The 16,129-nt window shown below is 37.1% G+C and carries 14 protein-coding genes; 6 read left to right on the top strand and 8 right to left on the bottom strand.

What is annotated here, in order from left to right:
• Positions 1-72: 72 nt before the first annotated feature.
• The 8 genes from paaD to ACTJJF_RS21445 all read right to left on the bottom strand — a co-directional run bounded on the left by paaD (position 73) and on the right by ACTJJF_RS21445 (position 8,891).
• Positions 73-540, bottom strand: a complete 468-nt coding sequence (gene paaD / locus ACTJJF_RS21480) for a 1,2-phenylacetyl-CoA epoxidase subunit PaaD (protein WP_440700975.1) — start codon at positions 538-540, stop codon at positions 73-75.
• Between the two features lie 21 nt (positions 541-561).
• Complete coding sequence (locus ACTJJF_RS21475; RefSeq protein WP_440700974.1) at positions 562-3,414, bottom strand: T9SS type A sorting domain-containing protein; 2,853 nt, start codon at positions 3,412-3,414, stop codon at positions 562-564.
• 38 nt (positions 3,415-3,452) lie between these two features.
• On the bottom strand, positions 3,453-4,202 hold the full coding sequence (gene paaC / locus ACTJJF_RS21470; RefSeq protein ID WP_440700973.1) for a 1,2-phenylacetyl-CoA epoxidase subunit PaaC: 750 nt from the start codon (positions 4,200-4,202) through the stop codon (positions 3,453-3,455).
• Positions 4,203-4,292: 90 nt separating this feature from the next.
• The gene (paaB, locus tag ACTJJF_RS21465) at positions 4,293-4,574 is read right to left on the bottom strand and encodes a 1,2-phenylacetyl-CoA epoxidase subunit PaaB (RefSeq protein ID WP_002981782.1); all 282 of its coding nucleotides are present in this window, start codon (positions 4,572-4,574) and stop codon (positions 4,293-4,295) included.
• A 102-nt stretch (positions 4,575-4,676) separates the two neighbouring features.
• On the bottom strand, positions 4,677-5,615 hold the full coding sequence (gene paaA, locus ACTJJF_RS21460) for a 1,2-phenylacetyl-CoA epoxidase subunit PaaA (protein WP_065393409.1): 939 nt from the start codon (positions 5,613-5,615) through the stop codon (positions 4,677-4,679).
• A gap of 114 nt (positions 5,616-5,729) precedes the next feature.
• Positions 5,730-6,815 carry a 2Fe-2S iron-sulfur cluster-binding protein gene (locus tag ACTJJF_RS21455; RefSeq protein ID WP_312304718.1) on the bottom strand — a complete coding sequence of 362 codons (1,086 nt, stop codon included), beginning with the start codon at positions 6,813-6,815 and terminating at the stop codon, positions 5,730-5,732.
• A complete protein-coding gene (locus ACTJJF_RS21450; RefSeq protein ID WP_440700972.1) occupies positions 6,815-8,131 on the bottom strand; it encodes a phenylacetate--CoA ligase family protein in 1,317 nt (438 codons plus the stop codon). Before ACTJJF_RS21450 ends, ACTJJF_RS21455 begins: the two co-directional genes overlap by 1 nt.
• A gap of 181 nt (positions 8,132-8,312) precedes the next feature.
• Entirely contained in the window at positions 8,313-8,891 is a 579-nt protein-coding gene (locus ACTJJF_RS21445; RefSeq protein WP_312304723.1) for a TetR/AcrR family transcriptional regulator, read from the bottom strand.
• A gap of 387 nt (positions 8,892-9,278) precedes the next feature.
• Between ACTJJF_RS21445 and clpB the strand changes: the two genes are divergently transcribed.
• From clpB to ACTJJF_RS21415, 6 genes are all read left to right on the top strand, one after another.
• Positions 9,279-11,873 carry an ATP-dependent chaperone ClpB gene (gene clpB / locus ACTJJF_RS21440; protein WP_312304725.1) on the top strand — a complete coding sequence of 865 codons (2,595 nt, stop codon included), beginning with the start codon at positions 9,279-9,281 and terminating at the stop codon, positions 11,871-11,873.
• Between the two features lie 317 nt (positions 11,874-12,190).
• Positions 12,191-13,195, top strand: a complete 1,005-nt coding sequence (locus ACTJJF_RS21435; RefSeq protein ID WP_312304727.1) for a zinc metalloprotease — start codon at positions 12,191-12,193, stop codon at positions 13,193-13,195.
• A gap of 247 nt (positions 13,196-13,442) precedes the next feature.
• The gene (locus ACTJJF_RS21430) at positions 13,443-13,982 is read left to right on the top strand and encodes a hypothetical protein (RefSeq protein WP_440700971.1); all 540 of its coding nucleotides are present in this window, start codon (positions 13,443-13,445) and stop codon (positions 13,980-13,982) included.
• 26 nt (positions 13,983-14,008) lie between these two features.
• Entirely contained in the window at positions 14,009-14,653 is a 645-nt protein-coding gene (locus ACTJJF_RS21425) for a hypothetical protein (RefSeq protein WP_312304733.1), read from the top strand.
• Positions 14,632-15,417 carry a sensor histidine kinase gene (locus tag ACTJJF_RS21420; RefSeq protein ID WP_440700970.1) on the top strand — a complete coding sequence of 262 codons (786 nt, stop codon included), beginning with the start codon at positions 14,632-14,634 and terminating at the stop codon, positions 15,415-15,417. The genes ACTJJF_RS21425 and ACTJJF_RS21420 overlap by 22 nt, the downstream gene beginning before the upstream one ends.
• Positions 15,414-16,052, top strand: coding sequence for a response regulator (locus ACTJJF_RS21415; RefSeq protein WP_440700969.1), 639 nt, complete (start codon positions 15,414-15,416; stop codon positions 16,050-16,052). Before ACTJJF_RS21420 ends, ACTJJF_RS21415 begins: the two co-directional genes overlap by 4 nt.
• Positions 16,053-16,129 lie beyond the last annotated feature (77 nt).

Raw genomic sequence — 16,129 nt, 5'->3', positions numbered from 1 at the left:
CGTCGTATTATATTTTTTATTGCAAAAATAAATTGAGATCTCACAGAACATAAATAGGGAGTACGAATTATTCTAATGACATTTAAAATAATCGAAAGGCTCCAGGCAATCTAAGCACTGATAAGAAGCTTTACACAAGGTAGACCCGAAGCGGCTGATCTGTTTGGTGTGTTCAGAACCGCAGCGTGGGCATTTTTTCGGTTTCCCGATATGGTGTTCATCTGCTCCTTTTTCAGGCGGTGTAATTCCGTAAACACGGAGTTTTTCTCTCGCTTCATCCGTTAACCAGTCTGTTGTCCAAATCGGGAACATCTTGGTGACTACTTTTGCTTCCCATCCGTTTTCCTTCATCATTTTGATAATATCCTCTTCAATGGTAAACATTGCAGGGCATGCAGAATAGGTAGGCGTGATCGTCACTTCACAAGTATTCTCGCCTGTGATTTGTGCATCTCTTACGATTCCTAATTCCACAATATCAATGACCGGAATTTCCGGATCGGGAATGGTTTTTAATAAGCTTAAAATATTGTTTTGCATATTTTAAATTTGAAAATACCTTTAATCAAGTATTTTCTTAGTTGAAATTTTATTATTGATATCAGATACTTTTACAATGTAATTTCCTTTTAAAATACCGAACCTGAATCGGTTCGAAAAAATTCCGGTATACTCCTGTATCATTTTACCTGAGAAATTAAATATCTGTATACTTTTTATCTTCTCCTGTGATACCACTTCATAAGAACCTGAATCTTTGTATATTTTGATGTCAGCAATTTTATCTGAAGTATCTTTTTCTAAAAGTCTATTTGCCATTCTACTTACATTTGACGGCACATACTGATTCTGTAAATTGGTATCTTCATAGCATGCATTCTTCCACCAATCTTTTACCTCATAGAGGGCAAAATTGGGAGGAGTACTATACATATTATTTCTAAACACTTGTAATTTTGAATCTTTACCTGAAACATTATACATGGCAAAAATCTGAGATTTATCATCGTTTTCAATATTGAAATCAACAATTTTTCCTTTTATCTTTTTAGAATCGTAGTTTGTGGATGCCCAATAGCCTGTAGATCCTAAATAATTAAAATAGGTGCCTTTTCCCTGGAAAAGATGCAGATTTGTATGCCCTGGGTCAGATTCATAAAGCACTACAATATCATCTTTCTTGTTTCCATCATAAAAATTACCGGAAACAATCCTTTTAACATATTGATTGAAAGGATAACCGGTATCCTCCCACCATTTCTTGAAAACAAAACTTGACCCCGCTCTTTCGAACACATGTACATCAGTAGCGTCATTACTATTTTTATAGAAAACTGCAATATCATCATGTATACCATTGTTGTCAAAATTCCCGGATACAATATTACTTATGATATTATCTGTTGAATAGTTATTACTTTGCCACCATCCATCTGCTGTTAAGTGTTTAAAAGATTTATTTTCCTGCCCTTGGAATACGTGTATTTTTGTTTCATTATCACCATATCTATAAAAAACGGCAATATCATTGTGCTTTCCATTGCCATCGAAATCTCCTGATACAATTCTGTCACCAACTAGATTAGCATAATAACCTGTCTCTTTCCACCATCCCTGGGCTTCATTACTATATACAAAACCAGATCCGGTTCCTTCAAACACATGGATCCTTGTTTCTCCCCCTCCATAATCACACATTACAGCTATATCATCAAAATATCCATCCCTGTTAAAATCTCCGGAAACAATTCTGTCTGAAAATAGTTCAAGCGGATATCCTGTTGAATCCCAACCGTTTTTCACGGATATTATAGATCCATCAGCAGCCATTTTAGCCACCTTTAAAAATGTTCTGTCCCCGTTGGTACTGAAATAGGCAACCTCATCTTTTATCCCGTCATGGTCAAAATCTAAAGAAACAGGTTTTGATGTTTTTTCTGAATCAAAGAAATTGGTATTGTCTACTTCAAAGACTTTTGTGTTGTTCTTAATGGCTTTTGTATAGTCTAAATAATAAGCTAATGAAGCCATCTGACTGACAGCTCTTCTTTTCTGGTCTTCTTTTTTTTCATCAGGAGTCAATTCTGGAGGCACATCATTATTATCCGGATCTATTCGTGTTTGCGCATGAATACTTATTATATTTAAAAGTTTCTTTAATCTATCGTTTTCTATTTGACTAAAGTCATTTTTATTAAAATTTGCATAGTATGCCAAAAGCGCAAACATCTCAACAATATCATCATAATAAAGAAAAGAATAATAATCATGGTTTAAGCCAGTTATTTTTTCGCAGTTTATAGTACTGTAAAAAATGTTTAAAGTACCAAGATAAGAGTCATTTTCATAACTCACCCTGTATTTAATAATATGATTAATACCCTTTTTAATACCTGCAATCAATTTCTCTCGTAATACAACATTTGACTTTGGAATTCCGTCTAGCGACTCAATTAGCCCCCTTAAAATAATTGCATGGTAATTAATTTTTGATTCATGATATACTTGTTGACCATTCACAAGTGTTTCTACACCATTCTTCCAGGTGCCATTACATATTCCTGTTTCATTTGATTGTTGCTCTAGTAACCAATTAGTCAGGTAGATAATTTTTTCTAAATACTTACAGTTCTGTGTTATTTTATAAGCCTTTGTAAGCCCCCATAATCCAAAAGCTGTGTAGTTTTCAGAATTATATCCAATTAGGTCTACCGCATTTAAATTATCTGCTGCATTAACAATAGCGTCATATAAACCTGCCGGAAGTTGAATATTATTTTTTTTCAAATACAGATACCCTTCACAAAGTCCTGCTATAGCACTGCCTGTTTCAAATACATGTACACTATTCTGAGATATATTTCCTGGAATATCATTTTGTTCAAATATATCTTGACCTTCTCTTGACCACCAGTAAATATACCCTCCATCTGACAGACTGTTATTTTGATTTTTAACCTGTTGACATATTAAGTATTCCAACCCTTGAATAATCGTAGAAGAATTCTGGGAGTTTGAATAATAATTATCATAGTGAATCATAGCACGTATCTGCTTACTTGTATCTCTTGGTTGGGGATGGCTACTCCAGAAACCAGAATGCTTTGCATTCGGATCAGATTCATAAAATTTTTTGTAGTTCCCTATATATCCACTAAAATAACCTCTTGACCAAGCTCCCGGGGGCCACGTTTCACTGCTAAAAACCGGTTGATAATTATTAGCAGTATCAATCTTTATTAGCTTAGGAAGCCCCTTAAATGTTTTACTAAGTGTAATTACATTTTGTATTGTAGTATTATTTGCCTTAATAGTATCGTTCCCAAGATTTAGAGCTATAGTATCATAGATAACCGGCTGCACCTGTGCTCCCAAAGTAACAGAAAAAAGTAATAGGCTGCAAAAGTATTTCATATTCATTTGGTTATTAGTGTGAATAAAAGGAACTTAATTTACCACGTACACCCAGGATACGCCCTCTGCATATACTGCAGCTCACAAAGTATAAATCCGAAGTATTCCGTATGATAACCTGTTCTTGATTTCGGCTGCATAAACGGATTCGTTGGATATTCCAACCCGAAGCTTTGGAAATCTTTTTCTGTAATGGCGATAAACTCTTTGTATAGTTCATCAGCATTAGGAACAATGTTTAAAGCAACAAGATCATCTTCACCTTCTGATTTGGCAAAAAGACCTTTAGTATATTCCCAGATATTTTCGATGGCATTTTCTACACGCTGACGGCTTTCTTCTGTTCCCTGGGCAAAGATTTTCATCCAGGAAGAAGCGTGGGTATAGTGATATCTTACTTCTTTCAGTGATTTCTGGGCAATGGCAGAAAGTTCTTCATTAGAAGAGTTTGACAATGCTTCATATATCAGTTTCTGATATACGGAAAACACGTATACTTTAAGAATTGTCTGTGCATAGTCTTCATTGGGAAGCTCTGTCCAGTGGGCATTTACATATTCGTGTTCGTATCTTAAGAATGCGATATCATCTTCACTTTTGCCGTTGTCAATAACTCTTGAAGCGTATACATAAAAGTTATTAGCCTGACCAAGTTCATCCAACGCAATATTCGTCAATGCAATATCCTCCTCCAGATAAGGTCCTTCACCGCACCATGCAGACAAACGCTGTCCCATGATGAAACTGTCGTCTGCTAGTTTTAATAAATAATTATATAATGGGTTCATTGTTTTGTAGATTTCAGGTTTCAGATTTCGGATTTCAGATTGACAGAAAAGTCTAGTATCTGAGATCTCAGCTCTTGAAGTCTTTATTAATTACATATTTTTTACATCGTTTGGAATCTCGTAGAAAGTCGGGTGACGGTATAGTTTGTCATCAGCCGGATCGAAGAATGCTTCTTTGTCTACTCCTTCTGAAGTGACGATATATTTACTTGGTACTACCCATACAGAAGTTCCTTCTTTTCTTCTTGTATACACGTCTCTTGCGTTTTGTAAAGCCATTTCTGCTGTTGGCGCCTGTACAATTCCAACGTGTTTGTGAGATAATCCCGGTTTAGTCTGAATAAACACTTCCCACATATCTAAATTTGCCATATTTTAATTGAGAATTTGAAAATTGGAGAATTAGGTAATTTGAAGATTAATCTGCAGTAGTTACATTTTCAAATTAGCACATTTCCAAATGAATGCATTAAATTATATTACTTCTTTTTGTTGTTTTTCTGCAAAAGCTATTGCCGCTTCCTTCACCCATGAATTTTCTCTTTGCGCTTTTCTCTTCGTTTCGATACGCTTTTTATTACAAGGTCCGTTTCCTTTTAAGATTTCCATGAACTCATCCCAGGGAAGTTCTCCGAAATCGTAATGTTGCCTTTCCTCATTCCATTTCAGATCTTTATCCGGAATGGTTAATCCTAGAAATTCAGCCTGAGAAACGGTAACGTCAATAAACCTTTGACGAAGACTGTCATTACTTTCTCTTTTCACCCTATAATTCATAGAGATTTTAGAGTTTGGCGAGCTGTCATCATTAGGACCGAACATCATCAGAGCCGGCCACCAGAAACGGTTTAACGAAGCCTGAGCCATTTCTTTCTGTTGTTTGGTACCACGACACAATGCCATCAGAATCTCATATCCCTGTCTTTGGTGGAAAGATTCTTCTTTACAGATCTTCACCATCGCTCTTGAATAAGGGCCGTAGGAGTTCCCCATCAGCATTACCTGATTCATAATAGCCGCTCCATCTACCAGCCAGCCGATAGCACCAATATCTGCCCAGCTTAATGTTGGATAATTGAAGATACTTGAATACTTGGCTTTTCCTTCCAGCATATCATCATAAGTAGCGTCTCTGTCTGCTCTGATGCTTCCGTCTCCTAAGGTTTCAGTAGCTGAGTAAAGGTATAAACCATGTCCTGCCTCATCCTGAACTTTAGCCAGAAGTGCCATTTTTCTTCTCAATGAAGGTGCTCTGGAAATCCAGTTGGCTTCCGGCAGCATTCCTACAATCTCAGAATGGGCATGCTGTGAGATCTGACGAACCAATAATTTTCTGTAATCATCCGGCATTACATCTTTTGGTTCTACTTTATTTTCTTCGTGAACGTATTGAACAAATTTTTCTAAGTCCATCTTTTTTGAATTTGAAAATTAATTAATTTGAAAATTTGAGAATCTGGCAATTTGAAAATTAAAATACAATAATGATATTTTCAAATTTACACATTGACTCGTTTTCAAATTATCCTAAACATCATAATTAAGCATCACCACATTGGTTGTAGGGTGACATTGGCAGGTCAGAACGTAGCCTCTTGCTACTTCGTCTTCGGTAAGTGCGTAGTTTTTCTCCATAAAAACTTCTCCTTCCAGAACTTCCGCCTTACACGTACAACATACTCCTCCTTTACATGCAAAAGGCACAGGAAGATTGTCTTTCAATGCTTTATCTAAGATACTCTCTTTTTTGGAATTAAGATGGAACGAATATTCATCATCATCAATGATTACCGTCACCATACTTTCAATATTGGCAATGGCCTTGAACTCATCACTCATCTCCTCCGTATTTTCTTCGTCAGGAGCTGTGAAATATTCAAATAAAACCTGGATAGCAGGTACTTTTTTATCTTTCTTTAAATAATCTGCAATTCCTTTGATCATTTCTGAAGGACCACAAATGAAATAAGTTGCTTCTTTTACATCAATCTCCGGATATCTTTCAAACAGCTGGTCTAATTTCTCAGCAGAAATTCTTCCCTCAAAAACAGGATCTTCATGCTTCTCACGGCTTACCAGATAAATCACTTTAAGCCTTCCGTTGAACTGCTCTACCAGCTTATCAATTTCAGCTTTTCTCAAAACATGGTTCATACTTCTGTTGCTGTAGAACAGATAAGCATTGCTTTTAGGCTCCTGATAAAGGCTTTCTTTGATATTGGACAATACCGGAGTAATTCCGCTTCCTGCCGCCAAACCAATATAAGTTTTTACATTGGTAGGATGATAAGATGTATTAAAACCACCCATCGGAGGCATTACTTCCAGCATTTCATCCATATGAAGATGCTCATTGAAGTACCCTGAAACCTTTCCACCTTCCAATAACTTCACCAATACTTCCAGGGTATTCCCCTTTTCGCTTGGCGCATTGCAGATGGAGTAAGAACGTCTCTCCTCGTTTCCGTTGATCATCATGCGGAAATTAAGGTACTGTCCTTGCTTGAACCTGAACTTGTCTTTAAGCTCTTCAGGAATTTCCACCGCTACATTCACAGCGTCTGAAGTATCTTTCTGAACTCTGACTGTTTTAAGTTTATAAAATGAATTCATTATTTTTTTAGTATTCTATTAATTTTTCCACCTTCGCACTTCGGCAGGCTGTCCTGGGCATGAACTTTCACTTTTGTAGTGATGCCCACCCTTTTTTTGATTTCGTTTTCTATATTTTTTCCGAAGTTTCCGACAAAATTAAAATAATCATCGGTATCTGCTTCTACTTTTTGGGCCTTTACCAGTTCATCATCAATTTCAACGTCAATATCTAAGGCTACACACATTTGTTCTTTTTCAACGGGAGTAAGATAGTAATTGGGAACCACTCCTTTTACATATGAAAAAGCATCTTCAATCTGGCTTGGATAAACATTTACCCCTCTTACGATCAGCATATCATCTGCCCTGCCAATAATCGGTTTCATTTTCACCATGGTTCTTCCAGCATTTTTGTCGTAATAAAGACTTGTGATATCATTCGTCCAATAACGTAAAAGCGGCATCGCCTTTTTCGTTAAGGTAGTGATCACCAAAACACCTTCTTCCCCTAAAGGTACCGGTTGTTTCGTTACCGGATCTAAAATCTCAGGATAAAAATGGTCTTCCCAGATGTAAGCACCGCCTTTCTCTTCAAAATCCTCCATGGAAACTCCTGGCCCGATAATTTCACTCAAACCATAGATATTCGTTGCATGAACTCCTAATCTCTCCTCAATGTGACACCTGATAATTTCCGTCCAGGGTTCTGATCCTAATACCGCATATTTAAGGCTGATATCTTGTGCCGAGATTCCTCTGCTGGCAAACTCGTCTGCAATGGTCAATGCATACGACGGCGAACAGCAGATCACTTCAGGTTTAAAATCCATAATCAGATCCACCTGCCTGGCTGTCATTCCTCCAGAAATAGGAAGAACACTCATCCCCAGTTTTTCAGCACCGTAATGAAGCCCCAATCCGCCTGTAAAAATTCCATAGCCATAAGCATTGTGAAGCTGCATCCCTGGTCTGGCTCCGGCAGCATATAAAGATCTGGCCACCACCTCGCTGAAAAGGTCTACATCTTCTTTTGTATATCCCACTACGGTAGGTTTTCCGGTTGTTCCGCTTGAACAGTGAATTCTCTGAAGCTCACTTTTAGGAACCGTAAACAGCCCGAAAGGATAATTATCTCTTAAATCCTGCTTGTAAGTAATCGGAAGTTTCGTAATATCTTCTATCGACCTTATTTCCTGTGGAGAGATCTGCAATTCATCAAATTTCTTTTTATAAAATTCCGACTTCTCTCCCAGATAATTGATCAGACTGATCAACCGGTCGGATTGAAGCTGTCTCAACTGACCCAGCTCCAGATATTCAATTGAAAATTCCATAAAACTAACTAACATTTGTTAGGTGTAAATTTAAAAAGATTTTGGAAGCTGACAAAATTTTTATGATTTTCGTCATATTTTGATTGATTCTAAATAATCAACATGAAATTGTGAGCTGTTAAAATTAGAAATTCACAGAAACTTAATGAAGATTCTTCCTTCATAAGAATGACAGAGTACATTATCTATTTTGATTTCCCAGAAGCCCATAAAGGATCTTATCCCTTATTTCTTCAGTAATCTCATCGGTAGAATCACTGTTTCTCTTAAACCAGAAATAGGAGTTGTTTAGAGTGTGAAGAATGAATCTTGTAGTAAATGACGGGGATTTCAGTTCCCAATTTTCGGACTGATAAATTTCAGAGATCAGTGCTTCCACTTCCTGCTGATAATTTTTCCTGAGTTCTATAAATTCAGGAAGCCTTTCCTCAAGATGCCTCCACTCGTTGGAATAGATATGGGTAACATCCCTGTTTTTAAGAACAACCGATAAATGTTTATCCAGAAACAGATTCAGTTTTTCTTTGGGCTCAATTTCAGTATTTTTTACCTCCTGAAGCTCATCGAAAAATTCCTGGGCAATGCCAAAGCAGATCCATTCCAGAATTTCTTCCTTTGAACGGATATGTGCATATAATGATGCTGCCTTGATATTGAGTTTCGTAGCTAAGTCTCTTACAGAACTTCCCATGTAGCCTTTCTCTTTGAAAAGTTCTACTGCTACGTCTAATATTTTTCTCTGTTTTTCTTTTAGTTCCATCTGGTAAATTGCAAAAATAATTATTCTGAATTAAACTCCTTGTTTTTTGATCATAAAAAGAATAAATCATTTCAGGCCAATTTAATTCCGTTGTTTTTGCTACCCTTTAGATTAGTAATCATAACGATATGACTATTTGTTCGCAGATATAAATAAATATTTGCAGAACCGGAAATTTTGTCAAGTTAATTTTACGTTAAAAATAGCAAATCCGGAAATTTTGTCCTATTTTTTTGTAAATTTAATAATTGAACAGTTTTTGCGATAAGCTAATCGATTAAATGATTAAATAATTGATGGCATTAAGAAACTGAGCCTGAAAATTTAGTTTCTTGATGTTTTTAGGAAAATTAAACCGGAACATATCATTACAAAAAATATAAAAATATGAACTTAAACCAATATACTGTAAAATCACAGGAAGCCATCCAGGCAGCACAACAGGTTGCTATGGAACTCGGCAACCAAAGTATTGAACCTCAACATATACTTGAAGGAATCTTTCAGGTAGATGAAAACATATCGCCTTTCTTACTGAAAAAATCTGAAGCTGATGCCAACCTGGTAAGAGAGCGCAACCGTGAAAGTCTGGAAAAACTTCCTAAAGTACAGGGAGGTAACATTTATCTTTCACAATCCGCCAACAAAGTTTTGCTGGACGCTCCCAATATCGCTAAAAAAATGGGCGATGAATACGTAACGATAGAACATTTATGGCTATCCCTTTTGGAGACAGGTTCTGAAGTTTCCAAAATGCTGAAAGATATGGGCGTAACCAAAAGCTTACTGGAAGGAGCAATTAAAGAACTAAGAAAAGGAAGCAAAGCTACTTCTGCAAGTTCGGAAGAAACTTACCAATCCCTGAATAAATATGCTAAAAACTTCAATGAATTAGCAGCGGAGGGAAAACTGGATCCTGTGATCGGACGTGATGAAGAGATCAGAAGGGTACTGCAGATCCTTTCCCGAAGAACAAAAAACAACCCGATTCTTATTGGAGAACCAGGTGTAGGTAAAACAGCCATTGCTGAGGGAATTGCCCACAGAATCATCAGTGGTGACGTTCCTGAAAACCTGATGGACAAGACCTTATATTCACTGGATATGGGAGCACTGATCGCCGGTGCCAAATATAAAGGTGAGTTTGAAGAGCGTCTGAAATCTGTAGTGAACGAAGTGATTAAATCAGACGGACAGATCATCCTGTTTATTGATGAGATCCATACACTGGTAGGTGCCGGCGGTGGCGAAGGTGCGATGGACGCTGCCAATATCCTGAAACCAGCTTTGGCAAGAGGAGAACTGAGAGCCATAGGAGCAACAACACTGAACGAGTATCAGAAGTATTTTGAAAAGGATAAAGCATTAGAAAGACGTTTCCAGAAAGTAATGGTGGAAGAACCGGATACTGAATCCGCTATTTCCATTCTTCGTGGAATTAAAGACAAATATGAAGCTCACCATAAGGTAAGGATCAAAGATGAAGCGATCATTGCTGCCGTGGAAATGTCTCAGAGATATATTTCCGACCGTTTTTTACCGGATAAAGCGATTGACCTTATTGATGAAGCTTCTGCCAAACTGAGAATGGAGATCAACTCCAAACCGGAAGAACTGGATGTTTTAGACAGAAGACTGATGCAGCTGGAAATTGAACTGGCCGCCATCTCAAGAGAAGGCAACCAAACGAAAATCGACCATTTAAAAGAAGATATTGCTAAAATTTCTGAACAGAGAAATGAAATCAATGCCAAATGGCTGAAAGAAAAACAAAAAAGTGAAGATCTTACCCAGATCAAAAAAGATATTGAATCTCTGAAATTAGAGGCAGAAAGAGCTTCCAGAGCCGGAGATTATGCAAAAGTAGCCGAGATCCAATATGGAAAACTCCGTGAAAAAGAAGACGAGCTTGCCAAAGTGGAACTGGAAATGCAGAACCACCAGAATGAGCTGATCAAGGAAGAAGTAACCGCAGAAAATATATCCGAAGTTATTGCTAAATGGACAGGCATTCCTGTTACCAAGTTATTGCAATCAGAAAGAGATAAACTGTTGAATCTGGAGTCTGAGCTCCATCACAGAGTGGTAGGACAGGATGAAGCCATTGAGGCCGTAGCGGATGCTATCCGAAGAAACAGAGCCGGACTGAGTGATGATAAAAAACCTATCGGATCTTTCTTATTCCTTGGGACAACTGGGGTCGGAAAAACTGAGCTTGCCAAAGCGTTGGCAGAATTCCTGTTTGATGATGAAAATAATATGACAAGGATTGATATGAGTGAATATCAGGAACGTCACAGTGTTTCCAGACTGGTAGGTGCGCCTCCGGGATATGTAGGATATGATGAAGGCGGGCAGCTTACTGAAGCAGTGAGAAGAAGACCTTATTCTGTAGTACTTCTGGATGAGATTGAAAAAGCACACCCGGATGTTTTCAACACTTTGCTTCAGGTTCTTGATGACGGACGTCTGACTGATAACAAGGGGCGTGTGGTGAATTTCAAAAATTCAATCATCATCATGACTTCGAATTTAGGATCCCATCTGATTCAGGAGAATTTTGAAAACCTTACTGAGGAAAACCAGAATGAAGTTGTGGAAAAAACCAAAGATGAGGTTTTTGATTTACTGAAACAGACTTTACGTCCGGAATTCCTGAACAGAATTGATGAGATCGTACTGTTCCAGCCTTTAAGAAAAAAAGAAATCGGAAAAATCGTTCAGTATCAGTTGAGAGGATTCAATGATATGTTAGCAAAACGAAATATCATTATGACATTTACTCAGGATGCAGTAGATTATCTGATGGATAAAGGTTATGATCCGGCTTTCGGGGCAAGACCTCTAAAAAGAGTGATCCAGCAGGAAGTACTGAACAAGCTTTCTAAAGAAATCCTTGCAGGAAAAGTGAATGACGGAGACAGAATCACACTGGATTACTTTGTAGAAACAGGCCTGGTATTCAGACCTACCGAACAATAAATAGTTTTTTTTCATATACATTAATTTTTGTAGATGAGTGCTGTAGAGAAATCTGCGGCACTTATTTTTTTATATCATCATCTTTTTAAGCAATTTATTTTCAATAAATAATAAATTCCATATAATTTCAAATTTTTAGGAAAAATATTCTTATTAAAAAATCCAATCAATAGCATATTTATTGAAAAACAACATCAACAATGTAAATATTTCATTCTAAATACAAACAAGTTAAATCTAACATAAAATAAAACGTGATTAATTAAATATATCGTATTGAAATTCCTCATATATTCGTTATACGAAAAACGAGATTTATGAAAAAAACAATTTTAGGAGTTTTAATCACACTCCTGGTTTCATGTAATAATAATGAAACAGAAAATAGTACTCCAGAAAACACAAACATGGAAGAAACCAATATCACAGCCGGCAAAGAAGCCTTCTGCGGCTCTGATATTCTCAGAAAAAAACACCTTGCTGAAGATCCTGCAGCGATGCAGCGAATGCTTCAGATAGAAAGCCAAACTGCAAACTATATTGAACAGAAAAAAATGGGTAAAGTTTTAGCTGACGGGAGCGTAGAAATACCGGTTATTTTCAATGTCCTTTACACAAAGGCATCAAATAACGTGTCAGAAGCCAGAATAAATTCCCAAATAGATGTACTTAATAAAGCCTTTGCATCTACTCATTCTGATATTTCTAAGATCCCTGCAGAATTTCAACCTGTAAATGCAGGAGATACCAAAATTAAATTCAGATTGGCGGGCATTAACAGAAAGTCGACAAAGACTTCCAGATGGGCACCGGATGATAAAATGAAAAAAGCATCTACAGGAGGAATGGACTCTACAGATCCTAACCAATATCTGAATATCTGGGTAGTTGATTATATGCCGTATCAGTCCGGATATGTCTTAGGATATGCTACTTTCCCGGAAGACGCAGGGCTTTGGAATGACGGCGTTGTTATGATGGACGATTATGTGGGTGAAGGTGGTCCTGACGCCACTCATAATCAAGGAAGAGTAACAGTACACGAGGTTGGACATTATTTAAACCTCAGACATATTTGGGGAGATGCCAACTGTGGTAACGACTTCGTAGATGACACACCTCAACAGATTACGAAACACTCCGGTGTGCCAACATATCCCAGATACGAAACCTGCGGTGGAGTTTCACGCTCTGTAATGTTTATGAATTATATGGATTATTCTGACGAAACAACATTGTTTATGTTCACCCAACAACAAAACAGCAGAATGCAGGCTACCATTTCAGCATCCGGCCCTCGCGCAGGATTAAGAGTTCTGTAAAAAATTAAAAACAATAAAAAAGATCGCTTTTTCAAGCGATCTTTTTTATTTTGGAATCTTCATTTTTTTTCGGACAGGATATACATTGGAGTTTTTTTCTAAATTCCCACTCATTCTTTACAATATACAATCCGTAAAAACCCGGTAAAATTAACAGTATAATTCCCATTTTATCCATGTGTTTTCTAGAAAAATTTTCACGAAATTTGCATATTAACTGAAATGTATATTATAAACAACTAAAGCTATGAGTACAGAATCAAACAACCCCCTACAATCAGGTGTCATGTCTAATAATCTTATTAAAGTTTTAGTAGACAATTACCGCCAGAACCACCTGACTGCTATTAAAAACAACTTAGGTATAGAAGATGCTCATTCTATATGGTTTGATCTTCCGAAACTGAAAAGGTTTATTGCAATGGTAGAAGCAGAAGCCCTTAAAACCAATCCCGACACTACCGATGAGGATCTTGGAATCAGATTTTACTACGCTTCCTACCCTAAGGCTGAAAACTGGGATATCATGGCCTCTCATCCGGTACCAAAAGAATATGCTGAAAAACATACATTAGTGATGATTCCAACATTGAAAAGCACGAATGAGGACGGAAATGTTCTTCACTCTGACTTCAACACACTTCAGACCAGCGGCAGATCTTTAGGATTAAGCGCCGCCAAAAGAGGAGGAACTTCCAATGACGGACCTTCAGATGATGATGGAACCATCGGTGAAAATCACGGACTACTTATCCCGCCATCAGCACCTATGGGTGAATCTTATTAATTATCATTTATATTTCAAAACACAACATGACTGATTTCCAGGTATTTGTTCAAAACAGCATGCTTTTCTCCGAAGGACTTGCTGCATTCGTTGCACTTTTATATTACAGGCGTTTAAAAGAACTACAATGGAAGCTCCTTGTGGTGTATCTGGTTATCATTTTTCTGGGGGAAGCATATAGTAAATGGGGATACTTTTCTCATGTTACCAAAGCCCAGTATTATAATTATCTTTTAATACCTATCCAGTTCATATTTTTATACTGGTTATATGCAGCAAAATCTTTAGGAAGACCCAAACTGTTTTGGATATTTTCCATTTTATATTTACTTTCATTTATTCCTAACGAATTGTATTTTACAAAAAATAAAATAGTATTTGCCTTCAATTACACATTCGGATGCTTTATGCTGATGATTCTGGTAATCATGGAGTATTATAAACAAATTACTTCACAGGAAATTCTCAATTTTTATAAAAACAAAATGTTTTATATTAACCTGGGAATTACACTGGCATATATAGGAACATTACCTTTCATGGCATTTATGTCACTTTTGGTAAAACACAAAGAGATCTGGGACATTTATTTCAGTTATTTCCTGATCTCAGGATTCGTTTTGTATATTTTATTTGCAAGTTCATTCATATGGGGAAAACGGAGCTCTTAATTGTCATCATTCTGTTTAATATACTTTTTGTAATGTTCATCGTTGCAGTGATGATCTATATCATCAACTACAGACGGCGCAAAAAGGAATATCTGAATGAAATTGAGATGAAAAATGAACTTCATCAGCGAGAACTCCTGTCTACCCAGCTGGAAATTCAGCAGGCCACCATGCAGCAGATCGGACGTGAGCTCCATGACAACATTGGCCAAAAACTGACTCTGGTAAGCCTTTACGTACAGCAGATGCTCTATGAAAACAAGGCCCCGGAAGCCAATGAAAGGATTGATCAGGTCTCGCAGATCATCAATCAGTCTCTGCAGGATCTCAGAAGTCTTTCAAAAACCTTAACGGATGACAATATCAACCAGAAGGAAATTGTAACTTTGATTCAGGAAGAAGTAGACAATACCAATTCTTTCAGGAAATGTAAAGTAAGCTTTAAGCACAATTTCAATCAGCTTGATCTGGGTTTTGTTCATAAAAATGTACTTCTGAGAATTACCCAGGAATTCATCCAGAACAGTATAAAACATTCCGGCTGTCAGAATATTTTCATCAGCCTTAACACCTCTGAAGAAGCCCTCTGGGAGCTTACCATACATGATGATGGTAAAGGATTTGACACCGCAAAGGTAACCTCCAACGGAATCGGTCTTACCAACATGAAGAACAGAGCCGAGATCATAGGTGCCCGATTCTGTCTTGAAAGCCAGGAAAACAAAGGGACCACACTTAATATTATTTTTAAAAAGCAGTCATGAAAAAATCTATTGTAATCGTTGACGATCATATACTTATTGCCAAAGCACTGGAAGGCATTATCAGTAATTTCAGTGAATTTGAGGTCATTTATGTCTGTGAAAACGGTAAAGACCTTATTGAAAAATTCGAAGAAGGCAACATCATTCCGGATATTATCCTTTTAGACATCAGCATGCCGATCATGGACGGTTTTGAAACGGCAGCATGGCTTACAAAAAATCATCCGGACATCAAGGTCATGGCTCTTAGCATGCAGGGAGATGACAATAGTGTGATCAAAATGATTAAAAACGGAGCAAAAGGCTATCTTCTGAAAAATACACATCCGAAAGATCTGGAAACAGCACTTTCCAGACTGAACACTGATGGATTCTTTTATCCGGACTGGGCTTCAAAAATCATTTTCTCCAATCTCGGCAAAGAGGAACCGGAAGTTTCTATAAAGATTTCCGAACGTGAAAAAGAATTCCTGAAATATACCGTAACAGAGCTTAGCTACAAAGAAATTGCAGACAGAATGTGCTGCAGTCCCAGAACAGTAGAAAGCTACCGGGATCAGCTTTGCGAAAAACTCGACTTAAAAACCCGTGTAGGATTAGCTGTTTTTGCTATTAAAAATGGATTTGCCGGCTAAAAAGAAGCATTAAAAATATTCTTATAATAACAATTAATATTGAAATTATTTCTTAAAAAAAATCATAACAACTAAAA

Source organism: Chryseobacterium sp. 22458 (genome assembly GCF_052044975.1).
GTDB lineage: Bacteria > Bacteroidota > Bacteroidia > Flavobacteriales > Weeksellaceae > Chryseobacterium.
The sequence above is the reverse complement of the archived record's forward strand: the minus strand, read 5'-3'. Positions and strand labels throughout refer to the sequence as shown.

Bases quoted from the DNA above. Each gene is read 5' to 3' on its own strand.
- paaD (WP_440700975.1), bottom strand. From the start codon at position 540: ATGCAAAACAATATTTTAAGCTTATTAAAAACCATTCCCGATCCGGAA.
- ACTJJF_RS21475 (WP_440700974.1), bottom strand. From the start codon at position 3,414: ATGAAATACTTTTGCAGCCTATTACTTTTTTCTGTTACTTTGGGAGCA.
- paaC (WP_440700973.1), bottom strand. From the start codon at position 4,202: ATGAACCCATTATATAATTATTTATTAAAACTAGCAGACGACAGTTTC.
- paaB (WP_002981782.1), bottom strand. From the start codon at position 4,574: ATGGCAAATTTAGATATGTGGGAAGTGTTTATTCAGACTAAACCGGGA.
- paaA (WP_065393409.1), bottom strand. From the start codon at position 5,615: ATGGACTTAGAAAAATTTGTTCAATACGTTCACGAAGAAAATAAAGTA.
- ACTJJF_RS21455 (WP_312304718.1), bottom strand. From the start codon at position 6,815: ATGAATTCATTTTATAAACTTAAAACAGTCAGAGTTCAGAAAGATACT.
- ACTJJF_RS21450 (WP_440700972.1), bottom strand. From the start codon at position 8,131: ATGGAATTTTCAATTGAATATCTGGAGCTGGGTCAGTTGAGACAGCTT.
- ACTJJF_RS21445 (WP_312304723.1), bottom strand. From the start codon at position 8,891: ATGGAACTAAAAGAAAAACAGAGAAAAATATTAGACGTAGCAGTAGAA.
- clpB (WP_312304725.1), top strand. From the start codon at position 9,279: ATGAACTTAAACCAATATACTGTAAAATCACAGGAAGCCATCCAGGCA.
- ACTJJF_RS21435 (WP_312304727.1), top strand. From the start codon at position 12,191: ATGAAAAAAACAATTTTAGGAGTTTTAATCACACTCCTGGTTTCATGT.
- ACTJJF_RS21430 (WP_440700971.1), top strand. From the start codon at position 13,443: ATGAGTACAGAATCAAACAACCCCCTACAATCAGGTGTCATGTCTAAT.
- ACTJJF_RS21425 (WP_312304733.1), top strand. From the start codon at position 14,009: ATGACTGATTTCCAGGTATTTGTTCAAAACAGCATGCTTTTCTCCGAA.
- ACTJJF_RS21420 (WP_440700970.1), top strand. From the start codon at position 14,632: ATGGGGAAAACGGAGCTCTTAATTGTCATCATTCTGTTTAATATACTT.
- ACTJJF_RS21415 (WP_440700969.1), top strand. From the start codon at position 15,414: ATGAAAAAATCTATTGTAATCGTTGACGATCATATACTTATTGCCAAA.